Origin of the sequence: Chitinilyticum litopenaei DSM 21440, from assembly GCF_000428145.1 — a bacterium.
Taxonomy (GTDB): Bacteria; Pseudomonadota; Gammaproteobacteria; order Burkholderiales; family Chitinibacteraceae; genus Chitinilyticum; species Chitinilyticum litopenaei.
In genome coordinates this window covers 50,143-72,706 of record NZ_ATZJ01000007.1, presented here as the reverse complement: position 1 = coordinate 72,706, position 22,564 = coordinate 50,143, and the positions used below count along the sequence as shown (strand labels likewise).

At 61.3% G+C, this 22,564-nt stretch carries 17 protein-coding genes; 9 read left to right on the top strand and 8 right to left on the bottom strand.

The genetic code is table 11. From position 1 onward, the window contains the following. Positions 1-9: 9 nt before the first annotated feature. Positions 10-744: a hypothetical protein gene (locus C515_RS0104770; protein ID WP_028454607.1), complete on the bottom strand. Its 735-nt coding sequence runs from the start codon at positions 742-744 to the stop codon at positions 10-12. Positions 745-755: 11 nt separating this feature from the next. Next, positions 756-992 carry a helix-turn-helix transcriptional regulator gene (locus C515_RS0104765; RefSeq protein ID WP_028454606.1) on the bottom strand — a complete coding sequence of 79 codons (237 nt, stop codon included), beginning with the start codon at positions 990-992 and terminating at the stop codon, positions 756-758. Positions 993-1,659: 667 nt separating this feature from the next. Between C515_RS0104765 and C515_RS0104760 the strand changes: the two genes are divergently transcribed. After that, complete coding sequence (locus tag C515_RS0104760; protein ID WP_028454605.1) at positions 1,660-2,001, top strand: hypothetical protein; 342 nt, start codon at positions 1,660-1,662, stop codon at positions 1,999-2,001. An 82-nt stretch (positions 2,002-2,083) separates the two neighbouring features. On the opposite strand, the gene C515_RS0104755 is transcribed toward C515_RS0104760, so the two are convergent. The 4 genes from C515_RS0104755 to C515_RS19535 all read right to left on the bottom strand — a co-directional run bounded on the left by C515_RS0104755 (position 2,084) and on the right by C515_RS19535 (position 11,031). Further along, positions 2,084-3,358, bottom strand: coding sequence for a tyrosine-type recombinase/integrase (locus tag C515_RS0104755; RefSeq protein ID WP_028454604.1), 1,275 nt, complete (start codon positions 3,356-3,358; stop codon positions 2,084-2,086). A 168-nt stretch (positions 3,359-3,526) separates the two neighbouring features. After that, on the bottom strand, positions 3,527-5,029 hold the full coding sequence (gene lysS, locus C515_RS0104750) for a lysine--tRNA ligase (protein ID WP_028454603.1): 1,503 nt from the start codon (positions 5,027-5,029) through the stop codon (positions 3,527-3,529). 172 nt (positions 5,030-5,201) lie between these two features. Then, positions 5,202-6,305: a peptide chain release factor 2 gene (gene prfB, locus C515_RS0104745; protein WP_028454602.1), complete on the bottom strand. Its 1,104-nt coding sequence runs from the start codon at positions 6,303-6,305 to the stop codon at positions 5,202-5,204. 70 nt (positions 6,306-6,375) lie between these two features. Then, positions 6,376-11,031 carry an NAD-glutamate dehydrogenase gene (locus C515_RS19535; protein WP_051304638.1) on the bottom strand — a complete coding sequence of 1,552 codons (4,656 nt, stop codon included), beginning with the start codon at positions 11,029-11,031 and terminating at the stop codon, positions 6,376-6,378. Positions 11,032-11,265: 234 nt separating this feature from the next. Here C515_RS19535 and C515_RS0104735 point away from each other — a divergent pair, with 234 nt between their 5' ends. Continuing rightward, a complete protein-coding gene (locus C515_RS0104735) occupies positions 11,266-13,419 on the top strand; it encodes a DUF1631 family protein (protein ID WP_158380777.1) in 2,154 nt (717 codons plus the stop codon). A gap of 30 nt (positions 13,420-13,449) precedes the next feature. Further along, on the top strand, positions 13,450-15,351 hold the full coding sequence (abc-f, locus tag C515_RS0104730) for a ribosomal protection-like ABC-F family protein (protein WP_028454600.1): 1,902 nt from the start codon (positions 13,450-13,452) through the stop codon (positions 15,349-15,351). Positions 15,352-15,556: 205 nt separating this feature from the next. Here abc-f and C515_RS0104720 read toward each other — a convergent pair whose 3' ends face one another. Continuing rightward, the gene (locus C515_RS0104720) at positions 15,557-16,330 is read right to left on the bottom strand and encodes a helix-turn-helix transcriptional regulator (RefSeq protein ID WP_028454599.1); all 774 of its coding nucleotides are present in this window, start codon (positions 16,328-16,330) and stop codon (positions 15,557-15,559) included. A gap of 277 nt (positions 16,331-16,607) precedes the next feature. On the opposite strand from C515_RS0104720, the gene leuC reads away from it, so the two are divergent. The 5 genes from leuC to leuB all read left to right on the top strand — a co-directional run bounded on the left by leuC (position 16,608) and on the right by leuB (position 20,856). Further along, on the top strand, positions 16,608-18,017 hold the full coding sequence (leuC, locus tag C515_RS0104715; RefSeq protein WP_028454598.1) for a 3-isopropylmalate dehydratase large subunit: 1,410 nt from the start codon (positions 16,608-16,610) through the stop codon (positions 18,015-18,017). 17 nt (positions 18,018-18,034) lie between these two features. Continuing rightward, positions 18,035-18,154 (top strand): entericidin A/B family lipoprotein, encoded by a 120-nt coding sequence (locus C515_RS23465; protein ID WP_144290343.1) that lies wholly within the window; start codon positions 18,035-18,037, stop codon positions 18,152-18,154. Beyond that, positions 18,155-18,793 (top strand): 3-isopropylmalate dehydratase small subunit, encoded by a 639-nt coding sequence (gene leuD, locus C515_RS0104705; protein WP_028454597.1) that lies wholly within the window; start codon positions 18,155-18,157, stop codon positions 18,791-18,793. Positions 18,794-18,904: 111 nt separating this feature from the next. Beyond that, the gene (gene nagB, locus C515_RS0104700; protein WP_028454596.1) at positions 18,905-19,636 is read left to right on the top strand and encodes a glucosamine-6-phosphate deaminase; all 732 of its coding nucleotides are present in this window, start codon (positions 18,905-18,907) and stop codon (positions 19,634-19,636) included. 155 nt (positions 19,637-19,791) lie between these two features. Next, complete coding sequence (gene leuB / locus C515_RS0104695; RefSeq protein ID WP_028454595.1) at positions 19,792-20,856, top strand: 3-isopropylmalate dehydrogenase; 1,065 nt, start codon at positions 19,792-19,794, stop codon at positions 20,854-20,856. A gap of 131 nt (positions 20,857-20,987) precedes the next feature. On the opposite strand, the gene pyk is transcribed toward leuB, so the two are convergent. Then, positions 20,988-22,421: a pyruvate kinase gene (gene pyk, locus C515_RS0104690; protein ID WP_043648121.1), complete on the bottom strand. Its 1,434-nt coding sequence runs from the start codon at positions 22,419-22,421 to the stop codon at positions 20,988-20,990. On the opposite strand from pyk, the gene C515_RS24745 reads away from it, so the two are divergent. After that, positions 22,420-22,551 (top strand): hypothetical protein, encoded by a 132-nt coding sequence (locus C515_RS24745; RefSeq protein WP_281170845.1) that lies wholly within the window; start codon positions 22,420-22,422, stop codon positions 22,549-22,551. The genes pyk and C515_RS24745 overlap by 2 nt on opposite strands. Positions 22,552-22,564 lie beyond the last annotated feature (13 nt).

Sequence of the window (22,564 nt, the reverse complement as noted above, 5' to 3'; positions counted from 1 at the left end):
GGCTAATCCTCACTGCAGGCCCAGTGATTCTTTACGTTTTACGTATCCAATTGGGCTTAGCCACTCATAGTTATTGGCGCATGGTACGGGTTCGGAAATGTTTTCCAGTCCGGCGGGGATATATGCCGACAATTGCAATGATTTTTTCTCAATCTCTGTGAGAGCACCCTTGATGTCGGCTCCGCTGATCCCTCGCTCAAACCACGCTGTATTAGCATGAGATGCTGAAGCTGAGAATGTGGCTTGGTGGGGTGCGAATGTATAGTCGATTGGCTGGATGCGCAGCGCAGTCATCAGCAAAGCCATGGCTTGGCTTTGGCATAGCTGCTGAATGGCATAATTGCGGAGGATGATCCCGATATTCTCTCTGGCTTTGTTGCGCAGGTGAGCGGCTTTATTTCTGGCATCCATGGCGTTAAAAGCCAGCAATTCGCGTTCCTTGACCAGATCGGCACGCAATTCCTGGTAATCCTCGACAACGGCATAGGCGCTGCGTTCTTTGGCTTTCGCAGCCTTCAGTGGCTTGGTATCGCTGCCAAGCAGGGTGGCAATCAGCGATTTGCGCTCGCTGCGGGCGGCCTCGGCTTCGCTTTCCGCTGCGGAGATGGTCTTGTCGATGGCTGCCAGCTTTTCATCCAGCGCTTGCACTACTTCATGCTTGGCCAGAAATTCGGCCAGCGCCGTTTGGTAATCGGCTTGCAGTCGGGTTATTTCGTCCTGCTGTTCTTGCGTAAGAAAATCCATTTAACACCTCGTCAATTCTTGTTGGTTTGCTGATCCAGAATGCGTTGTTGCCAGGCAATCAGATCGCTTTCAAGCCAGGCAACGGCACGACCGCCGCAGCTGATCTGCTTCGGAAACTCGTTCCGGGCGATGCGGGCATAGATGGTCGTGGTGCACAGGCCGGTGATGCGGCGCACTTCGGGGAGCCGTACGAACCGATCCAGCTTGGCCGGATGGGTGGAGCTATGAGATTGGGCGGTGGCCGCCATGACATTTACCTCCTGCTGTTGTTTACCGGGAACCGCTGGCATGCACTGCCTTGCGGTATGGAGTAAACAATGCCGGAGCGATGGTGGCTGGTCATGCACTGGCCGCTGTGCCAGCGGCTGGCACAGCAAGAACCCCCGAAAATGGTTTCTTTCTGCATGCAGGCGCAAGCCGATGAAACCCGCAAGCGATGGTTTGGCGGATTTATGTGCGCGCATTGGCCAGGCCCTCGGTCGGGGTTAATGCGCTGGTTTTGCAGGCTGGCGGCGGATAAAAGAAGCCAGAGAGCCTTGGCGCAAGTGCTTTTTGCTGTTGCCCGGCTGAGTGCGCGATTTGCCGCTGTTTCTGTCGCGGCAACACCCCCTGAGACTGCATAAATCCGCAAGTTTTTTTCACGCCTTGCCGCCCCGCGCCACCCCAGAACTGGCGCGGGTTAGCGGCATTTATGCACCTGCATGGAAAGCGCCCCCTGAAGGGTGGGGGCGAGGCGGGGCTTCGATGGCGCGCCAGGGGTGCCAGCTCCTCTGTCCGGCTAATTGGTCATGACTGGCGCACAGCGGGCCTCTGTTGCGTTATCCGGCCCCGAATGGCACAAAGCATGCATTGGGCATGCAACGCGCCAGAGGCCGTTTATGGGGCAAACGGCGCATATCAACGGAGGATATGAAGATGGGTAAATGGACTGGCGTTGACCTGGACGGCACATTGGCCACGCATCACGGCTACATGGATGGCTGCATCGGGGAGCCGATCAAGCCGATGCTTGACCGGGTAAGGGAGTTGATCGCTGCCGGCAGGGAGGTACGAATTTTCACAGCCCGCGCCTCTGATCCAAACCAGGTGCAGCACGTGCGGGCCTGGTTGTCGGCGCAAGGCTTGGGCGAGTTGGCCATCACCAACGTCAAGGACTTTGACATGGTGGAGCTGTACGACGACCGGGCCATGAGGGTGAAACGCAATACCGGCTACATCTGCCCTGGCTGCTACCGCATGAAATACCAACGGGCTTGAGTCTGCGTAATTCTTTGGCAGGCCAGCAGATTGCCTGATTGGCAAAAGATTTGCCGCTCAGTCAGCCCCCTTATCCACAGAATCAGGGGATAACTCTGGCCGGTGCCAACAAGGGCAAAGCAGTACCTTCCTCTAGTACCCTGTCGAGGTAATCGGCCCAGCATTGCAGCATCGCCAAGCGCTCCGGCATGTAGTAGGCGCGGTTGTAGGCGGCGCGAACCTGGTTGGGCTCGCCATGTGACAGCTGGCGCTCCACCGCATCCGGATTGAAACCCGCCTCGTTCAGAATGGTGGAAGCTGTGGCCCTGAAACCATGCGTGACAATGTGGCCATTGCTTTTGTCCTTCCCGGCATAACCCATGCGCTCGAAGGTCTTAAGCGGTGTCGTGGCGCTCATGTGCCTGCTCTTCTTGCGGGCCATGGCCGGGAATACATAGGGGTTGCCGTCCTGCTGGAATTTCTGCAGCTTGGTGAAAATCTCCAGAACCTGCCTGGGCAGTGGCACTACATGCGGACTTCCCGCCGCTTTCAGCTTGTGTTTCAGCTTGCGGTTTTCCGGCGGGATTGTCCATTCCGCCTTGTCGAAATCGATATGCGCCCATTCAGCCATCACGGTTTCGCCAATGCGGGTAAAGCAGATCATCACCACCTGGATCAGATAGCGCGTCTGCAGTGCGCAATCCTCGGTGGAAAACAGTTGCTGCAGAAACGCTGGCAACTGCTCGCGTGACAGTGCCGCACGTGGTTTGCTGACTGGCGCCTGCAGAGCCCGCACCAAAGGCGCGGCAGGGTCGGATTCGGCCAGGCCGGACGCAATCGCCAGTGCAAAAATAGCCGAGCAGCGTTCACGCAGACGCTTGGCGGTATCCCGCTTGCCAGTCTGCTCAATGCGCCGCAACAAGGTCAGCAGTTCCGCCGATGTCACCGCGCGAACAGGACGCGCGCCAATGGCCGGGAAAAGATGAATTTCCAGCGTGCGCAAAACTGCACGCGCATGGCCGGGAGCCCATTGCGCGGCTTCAACCCGGTGCCATTCTCTGGCCACAACCTCGAAACTGTCGCGTGCGGCCATCTGACGAGCGAGTTTTTCCGCCTTGCGGGCGGCGCTGGGGTCATCACCTTGCGCCAATTGCAGGCGGGCGGCGTCTCGCCTTTGGCGAGCCTCTTTGAGCGACACCTCGGGGTACACGCCAAGGGCTAGCGATTTTTCTTTGCCGCCCCAGCGGTACTTCCAGCGCCAGTATTTCGCCCCTGTAGGCATTACCCACAGGGTCAGCCCCAAGGCATCCGACAGCTTTAACGGCTTGCCGTCCTCTCTTGGCCTGGCATTGTCTGCCTGCAATTTGGTCAGAGCCACAAAACCTCGCTGGGGGTATCTGCTGATGAAAACAAGCGAAATATACCCCTAAATATACCCCCAAAGATACCCGGCTTTTGCTGAAAGACAGCGGAACTCAGCGCAAGAAAAAACCCGCACAAACCTAAGTTTCATGCGGGTTTCGCGGGCCTTGGCGAAAGAGGTTGGTTAATCCTCTCTGCGCATTTGCGGGAAGAGGATGACGTCGCGGATGCTCGGCGCGTCGGTCAGCAGCATGACCAATCGATCAATACCGATGCCGCAACCACCGGTCGGCGCGAGGCCGTGCTCAAGCGCCCGGATGTAGTCGGCGTCAAAGTGCATGGCTTCATCGTCGCCGGCTTCTTTCAGGTCAACCTGTGCCTGGAAGCGGGCGGCCTGGTCTTCCGGATCGTTCAACTCGGAATAGCCATTGGCATGCTCGCGGCCGACGATGAACAGCTCGAAACGCTCGGTGATGCCGGCTTGCGTGTCAGATGCGCGCGCCAGCGGCGACACTTCGGCCGGATAATCGACGATGAAGGTCGGCTCCCACAGCTTGCCCTCAGTATTCTCTTCAAACAGGCTCAGTTGCAGGCCGCCAATGCCATCAGTAAGAACGGGCTTTCCGCCCAGGCGCGCAATTTCGGCCTTCAGGAAGGCGCGATCATGCAGCTGTTCGTCGGTGTATTCCGGGTTGTAGTGCTTGATTGCGCCGGCAATGGTGAAGCGGGCGAAGGGCTTGGACAGGTCGACCTGCTTGCCCTGGTATTCGACGACGGCGTGGCCGGTGGCTTCGATCGCGCAGGCGCGGATGATGCCTTCGGTCATTTCCATCATGCGCTGGTAGTCGGCATACGCCTCATAGAATTCAACCATGGTGAATTCCGGATTGTGGCGGGTGCTCATGCCTTCGTTGCGGAAGTTGCGGTTCACTTCGAACACGCGCTCCAGACCGCCGACCACCAGACGCTTCAGGTACAGCTCGGGCGCAATGCGCAGGTAGAGCGGCATGTCGAGCGCATTGTGGTGCGTGGCGAACGGCTTGGCCGATGCGCCGCCCGGAATCGGGTGCATCATCGGGGTTTCAACTTCCAGATAACCTTCGTTCACCATGTATTCGCGCAGGCGCTGCACGATCTTGCTGCGTTTGATGAAGGTGTTGCGCGACTGCTCGTTGGTGATCAGGTCGACGTAGCGCTGACGGTACTTGGTTTCCTGGTCGGTCAGGCCGTGGAATTTTTCCGGCAGCGGGCGCAGCGACTTGGTCAGGAGGCGCAATTCGGTAACTTGCACCGAGAGTTCGCCGGTCTTGGTTTTCATCAGCGTGCCGCGGGCGGCGATGATGTCGCCCATGTCCCAGGTCTTGAAGCTGGCGTAGACATCCTCGCCGACCGAGTCGCGGCTGACGTAGAACTGGATGCGGCCAGCCCCGTCCTGCACGGTGGCAAAGCTGGCCTTGCCCATCACGCGCTTGAGCATCATGCGGCCGGCAACGCTGACGACAATGGCCTTGGCTTCCAGTTCTTCCTTCTCGACTTCGCCGTATTTGGCGTGCAGGTCGGCGGACAGGTGCTCGCGCTTGAAGTCATTGGGGAAGGCGACGCCTTTCTCGCGGATCGCGGCCAGTTTGGCACGGCGCTCGGCGATGATCTGGTTTTCGTCTTGCTGGATGATTTGTTCGTCGGACATGGGTATCTGCCTGCGATTCTTTATTTATGGAGGTTACAGGCAGATACCCAGGCATCTGCCCCGAATTCGTAGGATGGGTTGAGGTCGTAGACCGATACCCATCAAGGTTTGATCCAGTTTGCGGTAGTGATGGGTATCGCTGCGCTTAACCCCTCCTACGCAATGCACACATTTAAACGCCCTGTTTCAGGCTGGCCTCGATGAAGCCGTCCAGATCGCCGTCCATGACGCCCTTGAGGTTGCCCACTTCATAACCGGTGCGCAGATCCTTGATGCGGCTCTGGTCGAAAACGTAGGAGCGGATCTGGTGACCCCAGCCAATATCCGACTTCCCGGCTTCGAGCGATTGCTGCGCTTCCATGCGCTTCCTCAGCTCCAGCTCGTAGAGCTTGGCGCGCAGCATTTTCCAGGCTTCGTCGCGGTTCTTGTGCTGGGAACGGTCGTTCTGGCACTGCACGACGGTATTGGTCGGGATGTGCGTCAGGCGCACGGCCGAGTCGGTCTTGTTGATGTGCTGGCCGCCGGCGCCGGAGGCGCGGAAGGTGTCGGTGCGTACATCGGCCGGATTGATCTCGATTTCGATGCTGTCGTCGACTTCCGGGTAGACGAACACCGAGCAGAACGAGGTATGGCGGCGCGCGTTGGAGTCAAACGGCGACACGCGCACCAGGCGGTGCACGCCGGTCTCGGTGCGCAAAAAGCCGAAGGCGTAGTCACCGGAGAGCTTGATCGTCGCGCTGGTGATGCCGGCGACTTCACCGGCGGATTCTTCCAGCACTTCAACGTCAAAACCCTTGCGCTCACCATAGCGTACGTACATGCGCAGCAGCATGCCGGCCCAGTCCTGGGCTTCGGTGCCGCCGGCGCCCGACTGAATGTCGATGAAGCAGGGGCTTGGATCCATCGGATTGTTGAACATGCGGCGGAATTCGAGCTTGGCGATGCGCTCTTCGAGCGCGACCAGGTCTTCCTCGATCGCGGCGATGGTGTCGAAATCGTCTTCGGCACGCGCCATGTCGAACAGCTCGCGGCCATCCCGCACGCCATTGCTGACATCGTCAAGCACCACGACCACATCTTCGAGCGCTTTTTTCTCGCGGCCGATTTCCTGGGCTTTTTTCTGGTCGTTCCAGAGTTCCGGGTCTTCGATCAGGCGCACCACTTCTTCGAGGCGGTCGACCTTGGCCGGGTAATCCAGATAACGCTTCAATTCATCGGCGCGCTGGCCGAGATCATCAAACCGGTTGGCGATCTGATTGAGCTGTTCCGCTTCCATGCAGTTCAGTCCGTTTTATCTTGCAAAACCGCCGATTATACCAGCCTCCCGGCGCGCTGGCTGCCCCTTGTCAGGCCAGCAGCCTTGCCCGCAGTTCGCGCAGGGCTGCCGTGATCATGGCGAGGTCGGCTTGCTCCTGTTGCAGCCCGGCAAAGAGACGATCAATGCGCGTCAGCGCCTCTGCCTGTCCGGCCAGCCAGTCTTCTGCCCGACCGGCTCCGGCGGCGCCCACGGCCAGCGTGAGTTCGGCCAGAATGCGGTTGAGTTCATCGCGCGCGGCCAGCCGCGCCAGGGTCTGCCAGCGATTGCCGCGCGGCAGCCCTTCGATGGTGGCCGACAGCCAGTCCAGCCCGAGCCGGCGATGCAGCGCCAGATAGTCGGCCAGCAAGGCGGGCAGCTGTGCGGGGTCGATCCCGGCAGGCAGCCGCTGCAGCAACTCCATCAGACCCAGTGAGTGCGGCAACAGCGTGCGCACCAGCCAGCCGGCACTGGCTGCGGCCGATACGCCGTGGCTTTCCAGTAGCGCAGACTGCAGTTGCGGCCAGCGCGCCAGTGTGTCGGCGCAGAGTCCCGGATGCTGCAGCAGCCAGCGTGCCAGCCGTTCGGTATGCCGGCGGATGGCCAGCAGCAGGGCCACCCGCTCGTCGCTGGGCAGCGGCGTCTCCTGCGCTTCCAGCGCGGTGATCAGGCCGGTACTGCCCAGCAGCGCTTCGGCCTGCAGGAGCGCGGCGATCACGCGCTCGTCGGGGCTCTCGGTTTCTTCGGTCAGGCGGAAAACGCAGGTCAGGCCGTAATTGTTGACGATGCGGTTGGTGAGTATCGTGGCGATGATTTCGCGCCGCAAGGGATGCGCCAGGATGTCCGTTTCGTAGCGCGCGACCAGTGCAGCAGGAAAATAGTGCAGCAAATTGCCCACCTGTCTGGGCTCATCGGGCAGGGTGCTGGCGAGCAAGGCCTGGTTGAGCACGATCTTGGCGTAGGCCAGCAGTACGGCGAGCTCGGGGCGCGTCAGGGACTGGCCGCTGGCCTGGCGTTCTTGCAGCACGCTGTCGGAGGGCAGGTATTCCAGCCGCCGCGAGAGCTTGCCCTGGCTTTCCAGTCTTTGCATCAGACGCTGGTGTACGGGCAGCAACGACATGCCCTGGGCCAGCTCCAGCGTGATGGCCAGTGTTTGCGCGGCATTGTCGGCCAGTACCTGCGCGGCGACGGTGTCGGTCATGCTCGCCAGCAGCTCGTTGCGCTGCTTGAGGGTCAGATCGCCGTTGCGCAGGATGGCGCCGAGCAGAATCTTGATGTTCACCTCGTGGTCGGAGCAGTCCACCCCCGCGGAGTTGTCGATGGCGTCGGTATTGATGCGCCCGCCCGCGAGCGCGTATTCGATGCGTCCGGACTGGGTGAAGCCCAGATTGCCGCCTTCAGCAACGACGCGGCAGCGCAGCTCGCGCCCGTCGATGCGCACCGCATCATTGGCGCGGTCGTTCACCTCGGCATGGCTCTGGTGGCTGGCCTTGACATAAGTGCCGATGCCACCGTTGTACAGCAGGTCAACCGGGGCACGCAGCAGGCGCTGGATCAGGGCGGCCGGCTCCAGCTCGGCCTCGGCAATGGATAGGACTGACTGTATCTGCGGGCTGAGCCTTATCTTCTTTAGGCTACGGGAATATACACCGCCACCTTCGGAAATCAGTTCGGGCGAGTAGTCCTCCCAGGACGAGCGGGGCAGGGCAAACAGCCGTTGCCGCTCGGCCAGCGCCACGACCGGGTCCGGGTCGGGATCGAGGAAAATGTGGCGATGGTCAAAGGCCGCCAGCAGCCGGATGCAGGGCGAGAGCAGCATGCCATTGCCGAAGACATCACCCGACATGTCGCCAATGCCGACCACGGTGAAGGCTTCGCTGCGCGTATCCAGCCCCATTTCGCGAAAATGCCGTTCGACCGATACCCAGGCACCGCGCGCGGTGATGCCCATTTTCTTGTGGTCGTAGCCGACCGAGCCGCCGGAGGCAAAAGCGTCATCCAGCCAGAAGCCGTATTCCTGGCTGACCGTATTGGCCAGATCGGAAAAACTGGCCGTGCCCTTGTCGGCCGCGACGACCAGATAGGGGTCATCCGCATCGCGGCGCCGTACCCGCGGCGGAGGCTGGATTTGTCCTTGTTGCAGATTGTCGGTCAGGTCCAGCAGGCCGCGGATGAAGTCCTGGTAGCAGGCCTTGCCCTGCGCCAGCCATTGTTCGCGATCGCTGGCCGGGTTTTTCAGTACGAAGCCGCCTTTCGATCCTACCGGGACGATCACCGTGTTTTTCACCATCTGTGCCTTGACCAGCCCCAGCACCTCGGTGCGGAAATCCTCGCGACGATCGGACCAGCGCAAGCCGCCGCGCGCGACTTTGCCACCGCGCAGGTGGATGCCCTCGAACTCGGCGCCGTACACGAAAATCTCGTAAAGCGGCGTCGGCTGCGGCATGCCCTGTACCCGTGCCGATGCGATCTTGAAGGACAGGTAATGCTTCGGTGCGCCATCGGCGGCCTGCTGGAAGAAATTGCTGCGCACCGTGGCCTCGCAGGCCGAGAGTAGCCCACTGAGTATGCGCTCGTCGTCGACGCTGGGCAGTGCCGCACAGGCCTGGGCGATTTCCTCGGCCAGCAGATCGGCCACGGCATCCTGCGGGTCGTCGGGCTGGTGGCGCAGATGAAACAGCATCACCAGCTGGCGGGCGATGCCGGCGTGCTTGAGCAGGGTGTCGGCCAGCAGGTCGGCTGAATGATTGAGCCCGACCTGTTTGAGGTAGCGGCAATAGGCACGCAGCAGCCGGACATCCTGCCAGTTCATGCCGGCCAGCAATTGCAGCCGGTTGAAGCTGTCATTTTCGGTCTGCCGGGCAAAAATCGCGGCAAAGCCGGCCAGAATGCGCTCGCGGTCCGCAGGATTTTCCAGCGACGCCCCGATGGGCAGGCGGATGCCGATGTCGATGATCCAAGCCGAGCTGTCGTCAGCCAGTGTGACGGCATGCGGGCGTTCGTCCAGCACTTGCAGGCCGAGGTTTTCCAGCAGCGGCAGACAGGCAGACAGCGTGATTGCCTGGGCGTGGTAGAGCTTGATGCGCCAGAGTTCGTGATCAAGCGGACCAGCCGGATGCAAGGCCAGCTGCAGTGCCTGGAGCCGGCAGGCGCGATCGGCATGCACAATGTCGTGCACTGCGAGTTCGGGCGGGTGTTCGGCGCAATAACCGGCGCTGAAGGCGTACTGGTAGCGCTGGAACAGCTGGTTGCCGTGCTCCTCGCCATGGCTTGCCACCAGGGCGTGCAGCAGCCCATCCTGCCAGCGCTGCGCAGCCTTGCTGATCCGCGCTTCGATCGCGGCGAAGTCCTGGGCGGGCTGCTCGCCACTGCGGCGATGCACGCGAAACTGGATGCGCGCCAGCGGGCCGTCACCCATGGCGACATTGAATTCGACCTGCTCGCCCGCCAGATCTTCGCGCAGGATGTCGACCATTTTCTGGCGGATGTCGGTGTTGTAATTGTCGCGCGGCACGAACACCATCACCGAGGTGTAACGCTGGTAGATGTCATCCCGGAAAAATGCTCGGACATGCTGACGCTCGTGCAGCCCCAGGATGCCGGTGGCGATGCGGGCCAGGTCATCTTCGCTGATCTCGATGAGCTCGTCGCGCGGATAGGTGTCCAGGATGTTGAGCATCGCCTTGCCGCGATGCCCGCCCAGATCGGCTGCCGTGCGCGCCAGCACGGCTTCGATTTTCTGGCGCAGCACGGGAATATGCCGCGCCGGTGTGTTGTAGGCGCTTGCGGCATACAGGCCAAAAAAGCGCCGTTCGGAAGTAAGGCTACCATCGTCGGCAAAGCGGCGCAGGATGACCAGATCGAGATAGGCCGGCCGGTGAATGATCGAGCGGCGCGCCGACTTGATCAGCAGGATGTTGCCGGTAAAGGCCCTGGCGCGCAGCGGCGGGCTGAGGTGCTGCCAGACGCGCGAGACTGTTCCGGGCGCGTCGCTGCGCAGGATGCCACGATCATGCTCGCTGCGGATCAGCAGCTCGCCATCGCTGAAGTGATAATCGCGGCTGCCAAGGAACACGAAATGATCGGCCAGCAGCCAGTCGAGAAATGCCGCGATTTCCGCATGCCCATCGGCGCGACTGGCCGCATACCAGGCTTGCTCTTCCTTGACGAGTGCCTGCATGTCCGGCCAGTCGTGCACGGCTTGCTGCAGTGCCTGCAGCGCCGCCTCGATTTCCGCGACAAGCGCATTGACACGCGGGCCAGTGACGCGATCCACTTCGAAGTGCATCCAGGCTTCGCGGCCTGCGCCATCCAGCTGGCCGGCGATGTGGCCATCGGACTGGCGGATGCCCGTCATGACCGGGTGCAACAGCACATGCACCCGCAAGCCCTGGCGGGCCAGCGCCATGGAAATGGTGTCCACCAGAAAAGGCATGTCGGGAATGACCAGATCAATGACGGTGTGGCGGCTCTGCCAGCCGTGCTCGGCAAGATCGGGGTTGCAGACATTGAGCCGATAGGCGCCAAGGTCGCCGCTGTCGCCCGCCAGGCGGACATGCATCAGGAATTGCCCCAGCCATTCGTCGGGCGAGCGCAGGGTGCGATCAGAGTCGGGCAGATCGCGGAAGTAGTGCGCAAGGCAGGCAGACAGCGAGTCGAGTTTGCGGGCAGCCAGTGCTGCGGTCAGATCAGTGGCAAAGCTAGTCATTGGCGACATCCGGCAGGGCTGCGATAGTTCAATCTAGCCAGCACACCGGGCGGGCAGCAAGCCGACTCGCCAGGCGACGAACAGTTGCCCTACGATGATTGACGGCGCCCGGGTTGAGTATTATGTTATGCTAATATTTGCTCATATTTAGCATGCTGCAGTAGCGCCCACCCGGGAGTCGCCATGAACCAGTCTCAGCCACAATCGTTTACCAGAGCGGGCCCAAGCATGCAGATGCCGGTTGCAGATCCCACCCTTGCCGCGTGTCGCGACCTGGCCATCCAGCTGCTCGGCCAGTCGCTGGACGGTTTTTTCACCCGGCTAGAGCAAACCTACCTCGATCTGGCCGACAAGACTCACGACCGCAAGCTGCGCGACACCTATTTCGCCGCCCGGGCGGAAATGCAGAAGAAACGCAGCCTGCTGGCCGATGAATTTCGGCAGCGCTTCATTGCGGCCTTCAATGCCCGCCTTGCGCACAGCCAGACGGTGCAGGCCAAGCATGATTTTTACAAGGTCAATGCCAGCCCTGCCGCGCTGTCACTGGTAGCCAACGACGAGTACGAAGAAAACCTCACTGCCACCAATCTGGCGCAAACGCTGAAAAACAACGGCGGCGAACAGCTCAGCCAGCTGGAGCAGCGTTTCGCCACCCTGATCGCGCCCGATGAAGCCACGGCGAATCCGATGAGCCCGGAGGCCATCTGTGAAGCCTTTCTGACTGCCTGCCGGCAGCTGGAAAGCGGGCTGGATGCGCGCCTTGTCGCACTCAAGGCCTTCGAAAACGAGCTGGCTGGGCAAGTCGCCCAGGTTTACCAGAGCGTGAACCAGTTCCTGATCCAGCAGCATGTCGAGCCGGTAATGCCGCGCACGCCGCGCGTTGCCGCCGAAGTCGCCCGCGCACAGAAAGCCGCGCCGGACGCCGCTGCCGGGGCAAAAGCGGAAGATGCACCCGGCAAGGCCGGGTTTGCCGGTGGTGTCCACCTGCCCCTGCCGCAGGCCGAGGCCCTGGCCGCTCACTTTGCCGCACTGGAGCAGCTGGAAATTGCCCAGCAGGGGCCAGGCGGCTCGGCGCTGCATGCCGAACACGCGCCGCCACCGGCCTGGCTTGATTTTCTGACTGCCCTGCAGCGCAGAAATCCCACTCTGGCAGCAAGCAGCGAGCTTGTGGACGAGCAGGGCGGAGAAACTCTGGCTGGCCGCAACATGGTCGCCATCCTGCGCTCGACCTCATGGGCCAAGAAGCTCTCGCAAGTCGATGGCATGACCCTGGATCTCGTGGCACTGCTGTTCGAGCACATGTTCAACGACAGCCGGCTGCCGGCATCGGTAAAAGGACTGATCGGGCGTCTGCAGATTCCGGTGCTCAAGGTGTCGATGCTCGACGGCAGTTTCTTTGCCAGAAAGAACCACCCCGCACGCCGCCTGCTGGACTGCATTGCCGAAGCGGCGCTGGACGCGCCGGAAAAAATGGAAACGGGTGATCGCCGTTTCGAGAAGCTGTCGTCCGTTGTTGCCTGGGTGGTTGCCAAATTTGGCGACAATGTCGAAGTATTCGAGCTTGCGCTGCAGGAGCTGGAAGCATTCCTGGCCGCCGAGCTGAAGGCGGTTGAAGCGCAAACCGCCGAAACCACCAGCGAACTGCTTGATACCGAAGTGCGCGAAATCGGCCGCGTCACGGCCGACACGATGGTGCGCGTGCGTTTCAGCACCCGCGAATTGCCGCCGCTGGTTGCCGACTTCATCGCGCAATACTGGCGCTCTGCGCTGGCCGCTGCCTATGGACCCGCCGGAGAAAGCGAGCCCCTGTTTGCGGCGCGCGTCAATGCCATGGACCAGCTGATCTGGAGCGTGTTGCCGAAAATCGGTCCCGAAGAGCGTCTGAAACTGGTCAATACCCTGCCGGAAATGCTCAAGGTACTCGAAGAGGGGGCGCGCGCGGCAGGTGCAAGCGAAGCCGATTGCAAGCAGTTTTTCTCGGAGCTGGTGCACTGCCATGCCGCAGCCATTCGCAGTGGCCTGAAGGCCCAGCCCGATGTGCAGCTGGATCTCTCGGCACCAGTCATCAAGGAGCAGGTGTCGCTGCTGCCCGAACCGGAAACGCTGCCGGCGCTGGTGCCGGTGCCGCAAGACGTGCTCCCCGAGCGGGGCGAGTGGGTCGAGTGGCTCCAGGATGGCGAAGCCGAGCCCATGCGCCTGCGTGTTTCCTGGATCAGCCCGCAGGGCACGCGCTTCCTGCTGACCAACCGCAGCGGCGGCAATGGCAAGACCCTGCTGCGGCACGAAATGCACGCAGCCTTGCGGCGTGGCCTGATTCGTCGCCTGCAGGAAGGCGGTTCGCTGACTGATCGCGCGCTCATCAGCGTGCGCGAAAGCCTGGCTGTCTGAGCACCGACCGGGGGTGGTAAACTCCCGGTCATGATCCGACTTAAAAACCTCACTCTCCTGCGCGGTACGAAGCAGCTGCTCGACCGCGTTGATCTCACCCTGCATCCGGGCAGCAAGACTGGCCTGGTGGGCGCCAACGGCGCCGGCAAATCCAGCCTCTTTGCCTTGCTGCGCGGCGAATTGCACGCCGATACCGGTGACCTGGAACTTCCCCCGCGCCTGACCATTGCCCATGTCGCGCAGGAAACGCCCGCGCTGGCGATCTCCGCGCTCGACTACGTGCTGCAGGGCGATGCCGAGCTGTGCCGCATTGAAAGCGAGCTGGCCACCATCGCCGACCATCAGGGCCATGAGCACGCCGAACTGCTGGCCAGGCTCGAAGCCATCGACGGTTATTCCGCGCGTGCGCGCGCCGGCAAGCTGCTGGCCGGACTCGGTTTTTCCCAGGAAGAAACCGCACGCCCCGTATCCAGCTTTTCCGGCGGCTGGCGCATGCGCCTGAATCTGGCGCAGGCGCTGATGTGCCGCTCCGACCTGCTGCTGCTCGATGAGCCGACCAACCACCTGGACCTCGAAACTGTCGTGTGGCTGGAAAACTGGCTGAGCTCGTACCAGGGCATGCTCGTCGTCATTTCGCACGACCGCGATTTCCTCGACAACACCGTGCGCCAGATCCTGCATATCGAACGCGCGCAACTCAACCTCTACACCGGCAATTACGCCGATTTTGAAGAGCAGAAGGCGCAGAAGCTCGCACTGCAACAGGCTGCCTTTGAAAAGCAGCAACGCGAAATCGCGCATCTTGAATCCTTCATCACCCGCTTCAAGGCCAAGGCCAGCAAGGCCAAGCAGGCGCAAAGCCGGGTGAAATCGCTGGAGCGCATGGAACGCATCGCAGCGGCGCATGTCGATTCGCCGTTCAGTTTTGCCTTTCGCGAACCGGATTCCAGCCCGAATCCGTTGCTGCGCATCGAAAACGGCTGTGCGGGCTACGATGCGGCCCGGCCCATTCTCAGCGGCCTGAATCTCAGCCTGGAGAAAACCGCCAGACTGGGCCTCCTGGGTGTGAATGGCGCCGGCAAATCCACGCTGATCAAGGCGCTGGCCGGTGAGCGCCCGCTCTTGTCGGGCCAGCTGGTCGAGGGCAAGGGCCTGAAGATCGGCTACTTTGCCCAGCACCAGTTGGAACACCTGCGCCTGGACGAATCGCCGCTGTGGCACCTGCAAAAAATCGACCCGGCCACCCGCGAGCAGGATCACCGCAATTATCTGGGCGGCTTCGATTTCCATGGTGACATGGCGACCGGGCCCATCGCGCCATTCTCCGGCGGCGAAAAGGCGCGCCTCGCCTTGGCGCTGCTGATCTGGCAAAAGCCCAATCTGCTGCTGCTGGACGAACCCACCAACCACCTCGACATCGAAATGCGCCAGGCACTGACGCTGGCCATGCAGGACTTCGAAGGCGCGCTGATCGTCGTCTCGCACGACCGGCATCTGCTGCGCGCCACCGTGGATGACTTCTGGCTGATCGAGAACGGGCGCGTGCGGCCCTTTGACGGCGATCTGGACGATTACACCCGCTACAGCCAGGAGCAGCGCGCCGCCGCCAGCAGCGAGTTGCGTGCCTCAAGCGCCGGGCAGGATCGCAAGCAGCAAAAGCGCGATGAAGCCGAAGCGCGGCAGAAGCTGGCCGTGCAGCGCAAGCCGCTGGAGAAGGAGTTGCAGCAGATCGAGCGCAAGATGGCGCCCATCAGCAGCGAGCATGCCGAACTGAGTCGCCGGCTTGGTGAAGAGGGCTTGTACGAGGCCGCGCGCAAGGACGAATTGCAGCAGGTGCTCAAGCGCGAAGCCGAGCTGAAAGCCGAGCTGGACGAGCTGGAATTGCGCTGGCTGGAGCTGCAGGAGCAGCTGGAAGCGCTGCAGGTGGTTTGATTGGGGGGCGTTTGCGGCGGTGATGCCTGCATGGCGGTCCCTGTAGCAAGACTGCTTGGCACACTCCAAATCGACCACAGAGAGCACAGAGAAAGGCGAGAGCACGTCACCGGCATTGCCATGAACGACCTGTTTCAGCTCGATCTTGGGTATATCTCTGAAGCTCAATTAATGATTGGGCTGCAGGCTAATACATTCTGATGTATTACTCCGCCTGCAGCAGCATGACCAGCTTGAGTGCCTGCTGCTGGGTCAGCGCAAAGCTGCACTGCAGATAAGCCAGTTCGCCGTGCTGCGGATGCTGGAAACGCCGCAAGCCGCCCTGGCGGTCGAGCACGTCATGCTGATGCCAGTAAGTGCGAAAGCGCTCGCTGGCTTCCATGCGCGCCAGCAATGCCAGAAAATGCGGATCGTCGAGCATGGCCCGGCTATCGGCGCGAAATTCCGCGACCAGGCGCTGACAGCGATTGTCCCAGTCGACGATCAGTTGCCGCGCATCCTCGGCAAAAAACACATATTCCAGCAGGTTCAGTGGCTCCCCCGAGCGCGGCCAGTGGCCAAACAGCCCGGCGGCGGCGGCATTCCAGGCCAGCACGTCCCAATACGGGCCCAGCAGGTAGCTGGGGGTGGCAATCGCATCGACCAGCTGCTGCATGATCGCCTGATCGAGCCGGCTTTCAGGATGGTGAGGCTGGGGGTCGAGCTTGCCGGCCAGCTCGAACAGATAGCCGCGCTGCATCGGATCCATGCGCAGGGCATTGGCCAGCCGGTCGAGCACGGCGACCGACATGCTGACTTCGCGCGCCTGTTCGATCCAGGTGTACCAGGTCGGGCTGATGCCGGCCAGCTGGGCGACCTCTTCGCGGCGCAGGCCCGTGGTGCGCCGGCGCGCGCTGCCGGCAAAGCCGAAGGCCGCCGGATCGGCGCGCAGCCGCACGGCTTTCAGAAAATCGGCAAGCTCTTGCTGGCGTGTGGACATGCGTGTTTATCCTGGAAGACTGTGGGAAGGCTGCTGAAAAACAACCTGTACTCGTTTTGCGCGGCGAAACCGGGGAAAACGCATGAAAAACAGCACTAAGTCCTTGATTGTGCAGAAAGTGATTGGTGCCGGGCTTTGCCCGGAGCGTGCTATCGGGCGAAAACCGATTTTCATCACCCTGTTAGCGTTTATACCAGTATAAACACTGGTCTTGTTCCGGTATCAATCCCTGAGTATGCTTGTCGACATTGTTGATCCACTTCTGAGCGGAACGCGCATGTCCAGCAAAACACTCTATGACAAGCTCTGGGAATCGCACATCGTGCGCCAGGAAGCCGACGGCACCTGTCTGATCTATATCGACCGCCATCTGGTGCATGAAGTCACCAGCCCGCAGGCCTTCGAAGGCCTGAAGCTCGCCGGCCGCCAGCTCTGGCGCAAGAGCTCCATCGTGTCGACCGCCGACCATAACACGCCGACCAACGAGTGGGACAAAGGCATCCAGGACCCGATCTCGCGGACCCAGGTGGAAACGCTGGACGCGAACATCAGGGAATTCGGCGCGCTGGCGTACTACCCGTTCAAGAACATCAACCAGGGCATCGTCCACGTCATCGGCCCCGAGCATGGCGCCACGCTGCCGGGCATGACCGTGGTGTGCGGCGACAGCCACACGTCCACCCACGGCGCGTTTGCCGCGCTGGCGCACGGCATTGGCACATCCGAAGTCGAGCATGTGATGGCCACGCAAACGCTGGTCGCCAAGAAGTCCAAGGCCATGCTGGTGCGCGTTGACGGCGAACTCGGTTTTGGCGTCACCGCCAAGGATGTCGCGCTCGCCATCATCGGCAAGATCGGCACCGCCGGTGGCACTGGCTACGCGATCGAATTCGGCGGCAGCGCGATTCGCGGCCTGTCCATGGAAGGCCGGATGACGCTGTGCAATATGGCCATCGAAGGTGGCGCGCGTGCCGGTATGGTGGCGTTTGATGAAAAAACAGCCGAATACCTGCAGGGGCGCGAATTCGCCCCCAAGGGCGAGCAGTGGGACAAGGCCGTCGCATACTGGAACACGCTGAAATCCGACGAAGGCGCGCAGTTCGACGCCGTGGTCGAGCTCGATGCCAGCGAGATCGCGCCGCAAGTGACCTGGGGCACCAGCCCTGAGCAGGTGTTGCCGGTGACTGCCGTGGTGCCCAATCCCGCCGACCAGGCCGATCCGGTCAAGCAGGCCAGCTATACCCGCGCGCTGCAGTACATGGGGCTGGAAGCCGACACCCCGATTACCGACATTCCGGTCGATAAGGTGTTCATCGGTTCCTGTACCAACAGTCGCATCGAAGACCTGCGCGCAGCCGCCAAGGTGGTCAAGGGCCGGAAAAAAGCCGATAACGTCAAACTGGTGCTGATTGTGCCGGGCTCCGGGCTGGTGAAGCGCCAGGCGGAAGAGGAAGGGCTGGACAAGATTTTCATCGACGCCGGTTTTGAGTGGCGCGAACCGGGTTGCTCCATGTGTCTGGCGATGAACGCCGACCGCCTGGAGCCGGGCGAGCGCTGCGCCTCGACCTCCAACCGCAATTTTGAAGGCCGGCAGGGCCAGGGCGGCCGTACCCATCTGGTCAGCCCCGAAATGGCCGCAGCGGCGGCGATTGCCGGCCACTTTGTCGACATCCGCAGTTTTGCCTGATTCAAAGGGGAATCCTCATGCGCGTTTTTTCCATTTTGTGTGCTGTGTTGCTGACGCTGACTGCCTGCAATACCGTGGAAGGCATCGGTAAAGACATCAAGAAGGGCGGTCAGGCCATCGAGAAGGCAGCACAATAAATGAAAGCATTCACCCAATTGCACGGTCTGGTCTGCGCGATGGATCGCGCCAATGTCGATACCGACGCCATTATTCCGAAGCAGTTTCTGAAATCGATCAAGCGCTCCGGCTTTGGCCCCAATCTGTTTGACGAATGGCGCTATCTGGATCACGGCGAGCCGGGCATGGACAACAGCCAGCGTCCGCTCAACCCTGATTTCGAGTTGAACCTGCCACGTTATGCCGGCGCGCAGATCCTGCTGGCGCGTGACAACTTCGGCTGTGGTTCCAGCCGCGAGCATGCACCCTGGGCCATCGAGGATTTCGGCTTTCGCGCGCTGATCGCGCCGAGCTTTGCCGACATTTTCTTCAACAACTGCTTCAAGAACGGCCTCTTGCCCATCGTGCAGCCCGCCGAAGTGGTCGATCAGCTGTTCCGCGAAACGCAGGAAGCCGAGGGTTATCGCCTGCATATCGATCTGGCGGCGCAAACCATTACCACCCCGTCCGGCCAGGTGTTCAGCTTTGACATTACCGAGCACCGCAAGGCCTGCCTCTTGAATGGCTGGGATGAAATCGGCCTGACCCTGCGTCACGCCGATGAAATTCGTGCCTTTGAAGACAAGCGCAAGCAGGAACAGCCCTGGCTTTTTGCCTGAACGACAGGAATGCGGCAGAAAGGCGCGGATTTCGTTTGCGTCAACTTTTCCGCCGCATTTTTGCCGTATAGTTATGCTGTTCTTTTCTAGTCAATACCGGAAACACTTCACATGATCCTGCATAAATTCAAAAACCAGGCGGACCTTGATCGCGCCGCAGCCGATCTCATCATCTCCGCCGTGCGCGCCAAGCCGAACGCCGTGCTGGGCATGGCCACCGGCGGTACTCCGGTTGGCCTGTACAAGGAAATCGTCAAGTCTTACCAGCAAGGCCTGGTGAGCTTTGCGCAAGCCAAGACCTTCAATCTGGATGAATACGTCGGCCTGCCGATCACGCATCCGGAATCCTATCGCGCCTTCATGCAGCGCAATCTGTTCGACCACATCGACATCAAGCCGGAAAACACCCATGTTCCGAACGGCAATGCCGCCGATGTGGATGCCGAGTGCCGCCGCTACGACGAAATGATGTACGAGCAGGGTCCGGTTGACCTGCAACTGCTGGGCATCGGCCACAACGGCCACATCGGCTTCAACGAGCCGGATACCCAATTGTCGCGCTTCACCTACAAGGTGACCCTGAAGGACGAAACCCGCGAAGCCAACAAGCGCTTCTTCAACAGCCTCGACGAAGTGCCGACGCACGCCGTGACCATGGGCATGGGTTCGATCATGCAGGCCAAGGCCATCCTGCTGGTGGTGAAGGGCGCCGAGAAGGCCGCCATTCTGGATGCCACTCTGAATGGCCCGATCACCACGCAAGTGCCGGCTTCGCTGCTGCAAACGCACCCGCGCGTGATCGTGATGACCGATTGCGACGTGGAATACAAGCGCCAGCCGTAAGACTCGACCGCCTGGGCAGGAAAGAGGGGCTAGCCCCTCTTTCTTTTTGGCATGATTGCTGAATGAAAGGCATTGTCCTTTAGGTATATGGCTGTAACCTATTTAAATAATGGCTTATAGGCCTATACCCTGTATTGATTGACTGGAGAACACCTATGAAAATTCTGGTACTGCCCGGTGACGGCATTGGTCCCGAGATTGTCGCGCAAGCGAAGAAAGTGCTGAACAAGCTGGCTTCTGAGGGAATGCCCATCGAGTTGACCGAGGCGCCGCTGGGTGGGGCGGCGTACGATCAATTTGGCAGCCCGTATCCGGAATTCACGCAGAAGCTGGCGCGCGAAGCCGATGCGATCCTGCTCGGTGCCGTTGGCGGCCCGCAATATGACAAGCTGGATCGTCCGCTGCGTCCTGAGCGCGGCCTGCTGGCCATCCGCAAGGATCTGAACCTGTTCGCCAACCTGCGCCCGGCCATTCTGTATCCGGAGCTGGCCAATGCATCCACGCTGAAGCCCGAAGTGGTGTCCGGTCTGGATATCCTGATCGTGCGCGAATTGACTGGCGACATCTATTTCGGCCAGCCGCGCGGCATCCGCGTGAACGACAACGGTGAGCGCGAAGGCTTCAATACCATGCTGTATGCCGAGTCGGAAATCCGCCGCATCGGTCACGTCGCCTTCCAGGCGGCGCAAAAGCGCGGCAAGAAGGTGTGCTCCGTCGACAAGGCCAATGTGCTGGAAACCACCGAGTTCTGGAAGGAAATCATGAGCGACGTGGCCAAGGAATACCCGGATGTGGAGCTTTCCCACATGCTGGTCGACAATGCCGCGATGCAGCTGGTGAAGGCGCCCAAGCAGTTCGACGTGATGGTGACCGGCAATATCTTCGGTGACATCCTCAGCGATGAAGCGTCGATGCTGACCGGCTCCATCGGCATGCTGCCCAGTGCCTCGCTGGACGCCAACAACAAGGGCCTGTACGAGCCCAGCCACGGTTCGGCACCGGACATCGCCGGCAAGGACGTCGCCAACCCGCTGGCGACCATTCTCTCGGCCGCCATGCTGCTGCGTTACACCTTCAACGAGGAAGCTGCGGCACTGCGCATCGAAAATGCGGTGAAGAAGGTGCTGGCCGACGGCCTGCGCACTGCCGATATCTACGAAGCTGGTACGACCAAGGTCGGCTGCTCGGCGATGGGTGATGCGGTGGTGGCGGCGCTGTAATCCCTGTGTACTCACAAGGTATTGCCTTGTAGCCCATTACTGCAAAGGGCCATAGGGCAATACCCAATAAAAAAGCCGGCAGCGCTGCCGGCTTTTTCTGTGCCGCGCAGCCCATGCGGGCTGCGTGGGGATCAGCGTTGCGTGATGTCGAAAATGCGCAGCGAATTGGCGCCACCGCCGGCCGGAACGCCGAAGGTAACGGCGATGCGATCACCGGCGGCAACCTTGCCGGCGCGCAGCAGTTCGGCCTGCACATGGACGATTTCCGCTTCGCGATCGGCGATCACCGGGATCAGTACCGGCTGGATGTGGCGATACAGCGCCATCTTGCGGTAGGTGTCGACCGAGTTGGTGAAGGCATACACCGGCACCTTGCCGATATAGCGCGACAGCCACAGCGCGGACGTGCCCGAATTGGTCAGCGCGGCAACCGCCTTCAGCTGCATGTGGATGGAGGCATACACCACCGACATGGCCACGGTCTGGTCGATGCGCTTGAAGCTGTCGGCCTTGGCGAATTCGCTGTCGACGCGGCTTTCACCGGAACGCTCGGCCTCGATGCAGGTGCGCACCAGAGCTTCCACGGCCTCGACCGGGTATTTGCCGGCGGCCGATTCCGCCGACAGCATCACCGCGTCGGTGCCATCCAGCACGGCGTTGGCGCAGTCGGACACTTCGGCGCGGGTCGGTACCGGGCTGTTGACCATCGATTCCATCATCTGCGTGGCGGTGATGGTGACCTTCTGCTTCAGGCGCGCGCTGCGGATCATCATTTTCTGCAAGGCCGGCACGGCAGCGTCGCCCACTTCCACGGCCAGGTCGCCACGGGCGACCATGATGCCGTCGGAGGCATCAAGAATTTCGTCGAGGTTGGCCACCGCTTCGGTGCGCTCAATCTTGGCGATCAGGCCGCCGGTGCCGCCCGCCGCACGCAGCAGGGTGCGGGCCATATACATGTCGGCGGCAGACTTGGGGAAGGAGACGGCGATGTAATCGGCCTTCAGCGCCGCAGCCGTCTTGATGTCTTCCATGTCCTTGGCGGTCAGCGCCGGCGCGGTCAGGCCGCCGCCCTTGCGGTTGATGCCCTTGTTGTTCGACAGCACGCCACCGAACAGCACGGTGGTGTGCACTTCGGTGCCCTTGACCGCATTCACTTCCAGCTGGATTTCACCGTCGCCCAGCAAGAGCAGGGCGCCTGGCTCGACATCGTTGGGCAGTTCCTTGTAATCGAGGCCGACGCGGGTCTGGTCGCCCAGTTCGCAGGCGGCATCGAGAATGAAGGTTTCACCCTTCTTGAGTTCGATCTTGTTGTTCTTGAACTTGCCGATGCGAATCTTCGGGCCTTGCAGATCGGCTAGGATGGCGACCGGGCGGCCCAGCTTGTCGGCAATCGCGCGCACGGTATTGGCGCGATCGGTGTGATCCTGGGCCGTGCCGTGCGAGAAGTTGAGGCGCACGGTGTTGACGCCGGCTTCGATCAGCTTTTCCAGCACGGCCGGATCGGTCGATGCCGGGCCGAGGGTTGCGACGATCTTGGTGCCGCGGGGGAGGGAAGTGGTGTGCATGCAATGGTTCCTGGGTATGGGGAAAATGCTTGGCGCCGATTATAAACCTGACGAAGCCTTGCGTTTTGTCCTGCTACGTAATTTTCATTCAAATAAGCTTGCCGGCCTTGATGCGCGTCAGCACTGCTGAATTGCGCGAGCGC

Coding starts and splice junctions, on each gene's coding strand:
- C515_RS0104770 (WP_028454607.1), bottom strand. CDS start 744: ATGGATTTTCTTACGCAAGAACAGCAGGACGAAATAACCCGACTGCAA.
- C515_RS0104765 (WP_028454606.1), bottom strand. CDS start 992: ATGGCGGCCACCGCCCAATCTCATAGCTCCACCCATCCGGCCAAGCTG.
- C515_RS0104760 (WP_028454605.1), top strand. CDS start 1,660: ATGGGTAAATGGACTGGCGTTGACCTGGACGGCACATTGGCCACGCAT.
- lysS (WP_028454603.1), bottom strand. CDS start 5,029: ATGTCCGACGAACAAATCATCCAGCAAGACGAAAACCAGATCATCGCC.
- prfB (WP_028454602.1), bottom strand. CDS start 6,305: ATGGAAGCGGAACAGCTCAATCAGATCGCCAACCGGTTTGATGATCTC.
- C515_RS19535 (WP_051304638.1), bottom strand. CDS start 11,031: ATGACTAGCTTTGCCACTGATCTGACCGCAGCACTGGCTGCCCGCAAA.
- C515_RS0104735 (WP_158380777.1), top strand. CDS start 11,266: ATGCCGGTTGCAGATCCCACCCTTGCCGCGTGTCGCGACCTGGCCATC.
- abc-f (WP_028454600.1), top strand. CDS start 13,450: ATGATCCGACTTAAAAACCTCACTCTCCTGCGCGGTACGAAGCAGCTG.
- C515_RS0104720 (WP_028454599.1), bottom strand. CDS start 16,330: ATGTCCACACGCCAGCAAGAGCTTGCCGATTTTCTGAAAGCCGTGCGG.
- leuC (WP_028454598.1), top strand. CDS start 16,608: ATGTCCAGCAAAACACTCTATGACAAGCTCTGGGAATCGCACATCGTG.
- C515_RS23465 (WP_144290343.1), top strand. CDS start 18,035: ATGCGCGTTTTTTCCATTTTGTGTGCTGTGTTGCTGACGCTGACTGCC.
- leuD (WP_028454597.1), top strand. CDS start 18,155: ATGAAAGCATTCACCCAATTGCACGGTCTGGTCTGCGCGATGGATCGC.
- nagB (WP_028454596.1), top strand. CDS start 18,905: ATGATCCTGCATAAATTCAAAAACCAGGCGGACCTTGATCGCGCCGCA.
- leuB (WP_028454595.1), top strand. CDS start 19,792: ATGAAAATTCTGGTACTGCCCGGTGACGGCATTGGTCCCGAGATTGTC.
- C515_RS24745 (WP_281170845.1), top strand. CDS start 22,420: ATGCAATGGTTCCTGGGTATGGGGAAAATGCTTGGCGCCGATTATAAA.
- pyk (WP_043648121.1), bottom strand. CDS start 22,421: ATGCACACCACTTCCCTCCCCCGCGGCACCAAGATCGTCGCAACCCTC.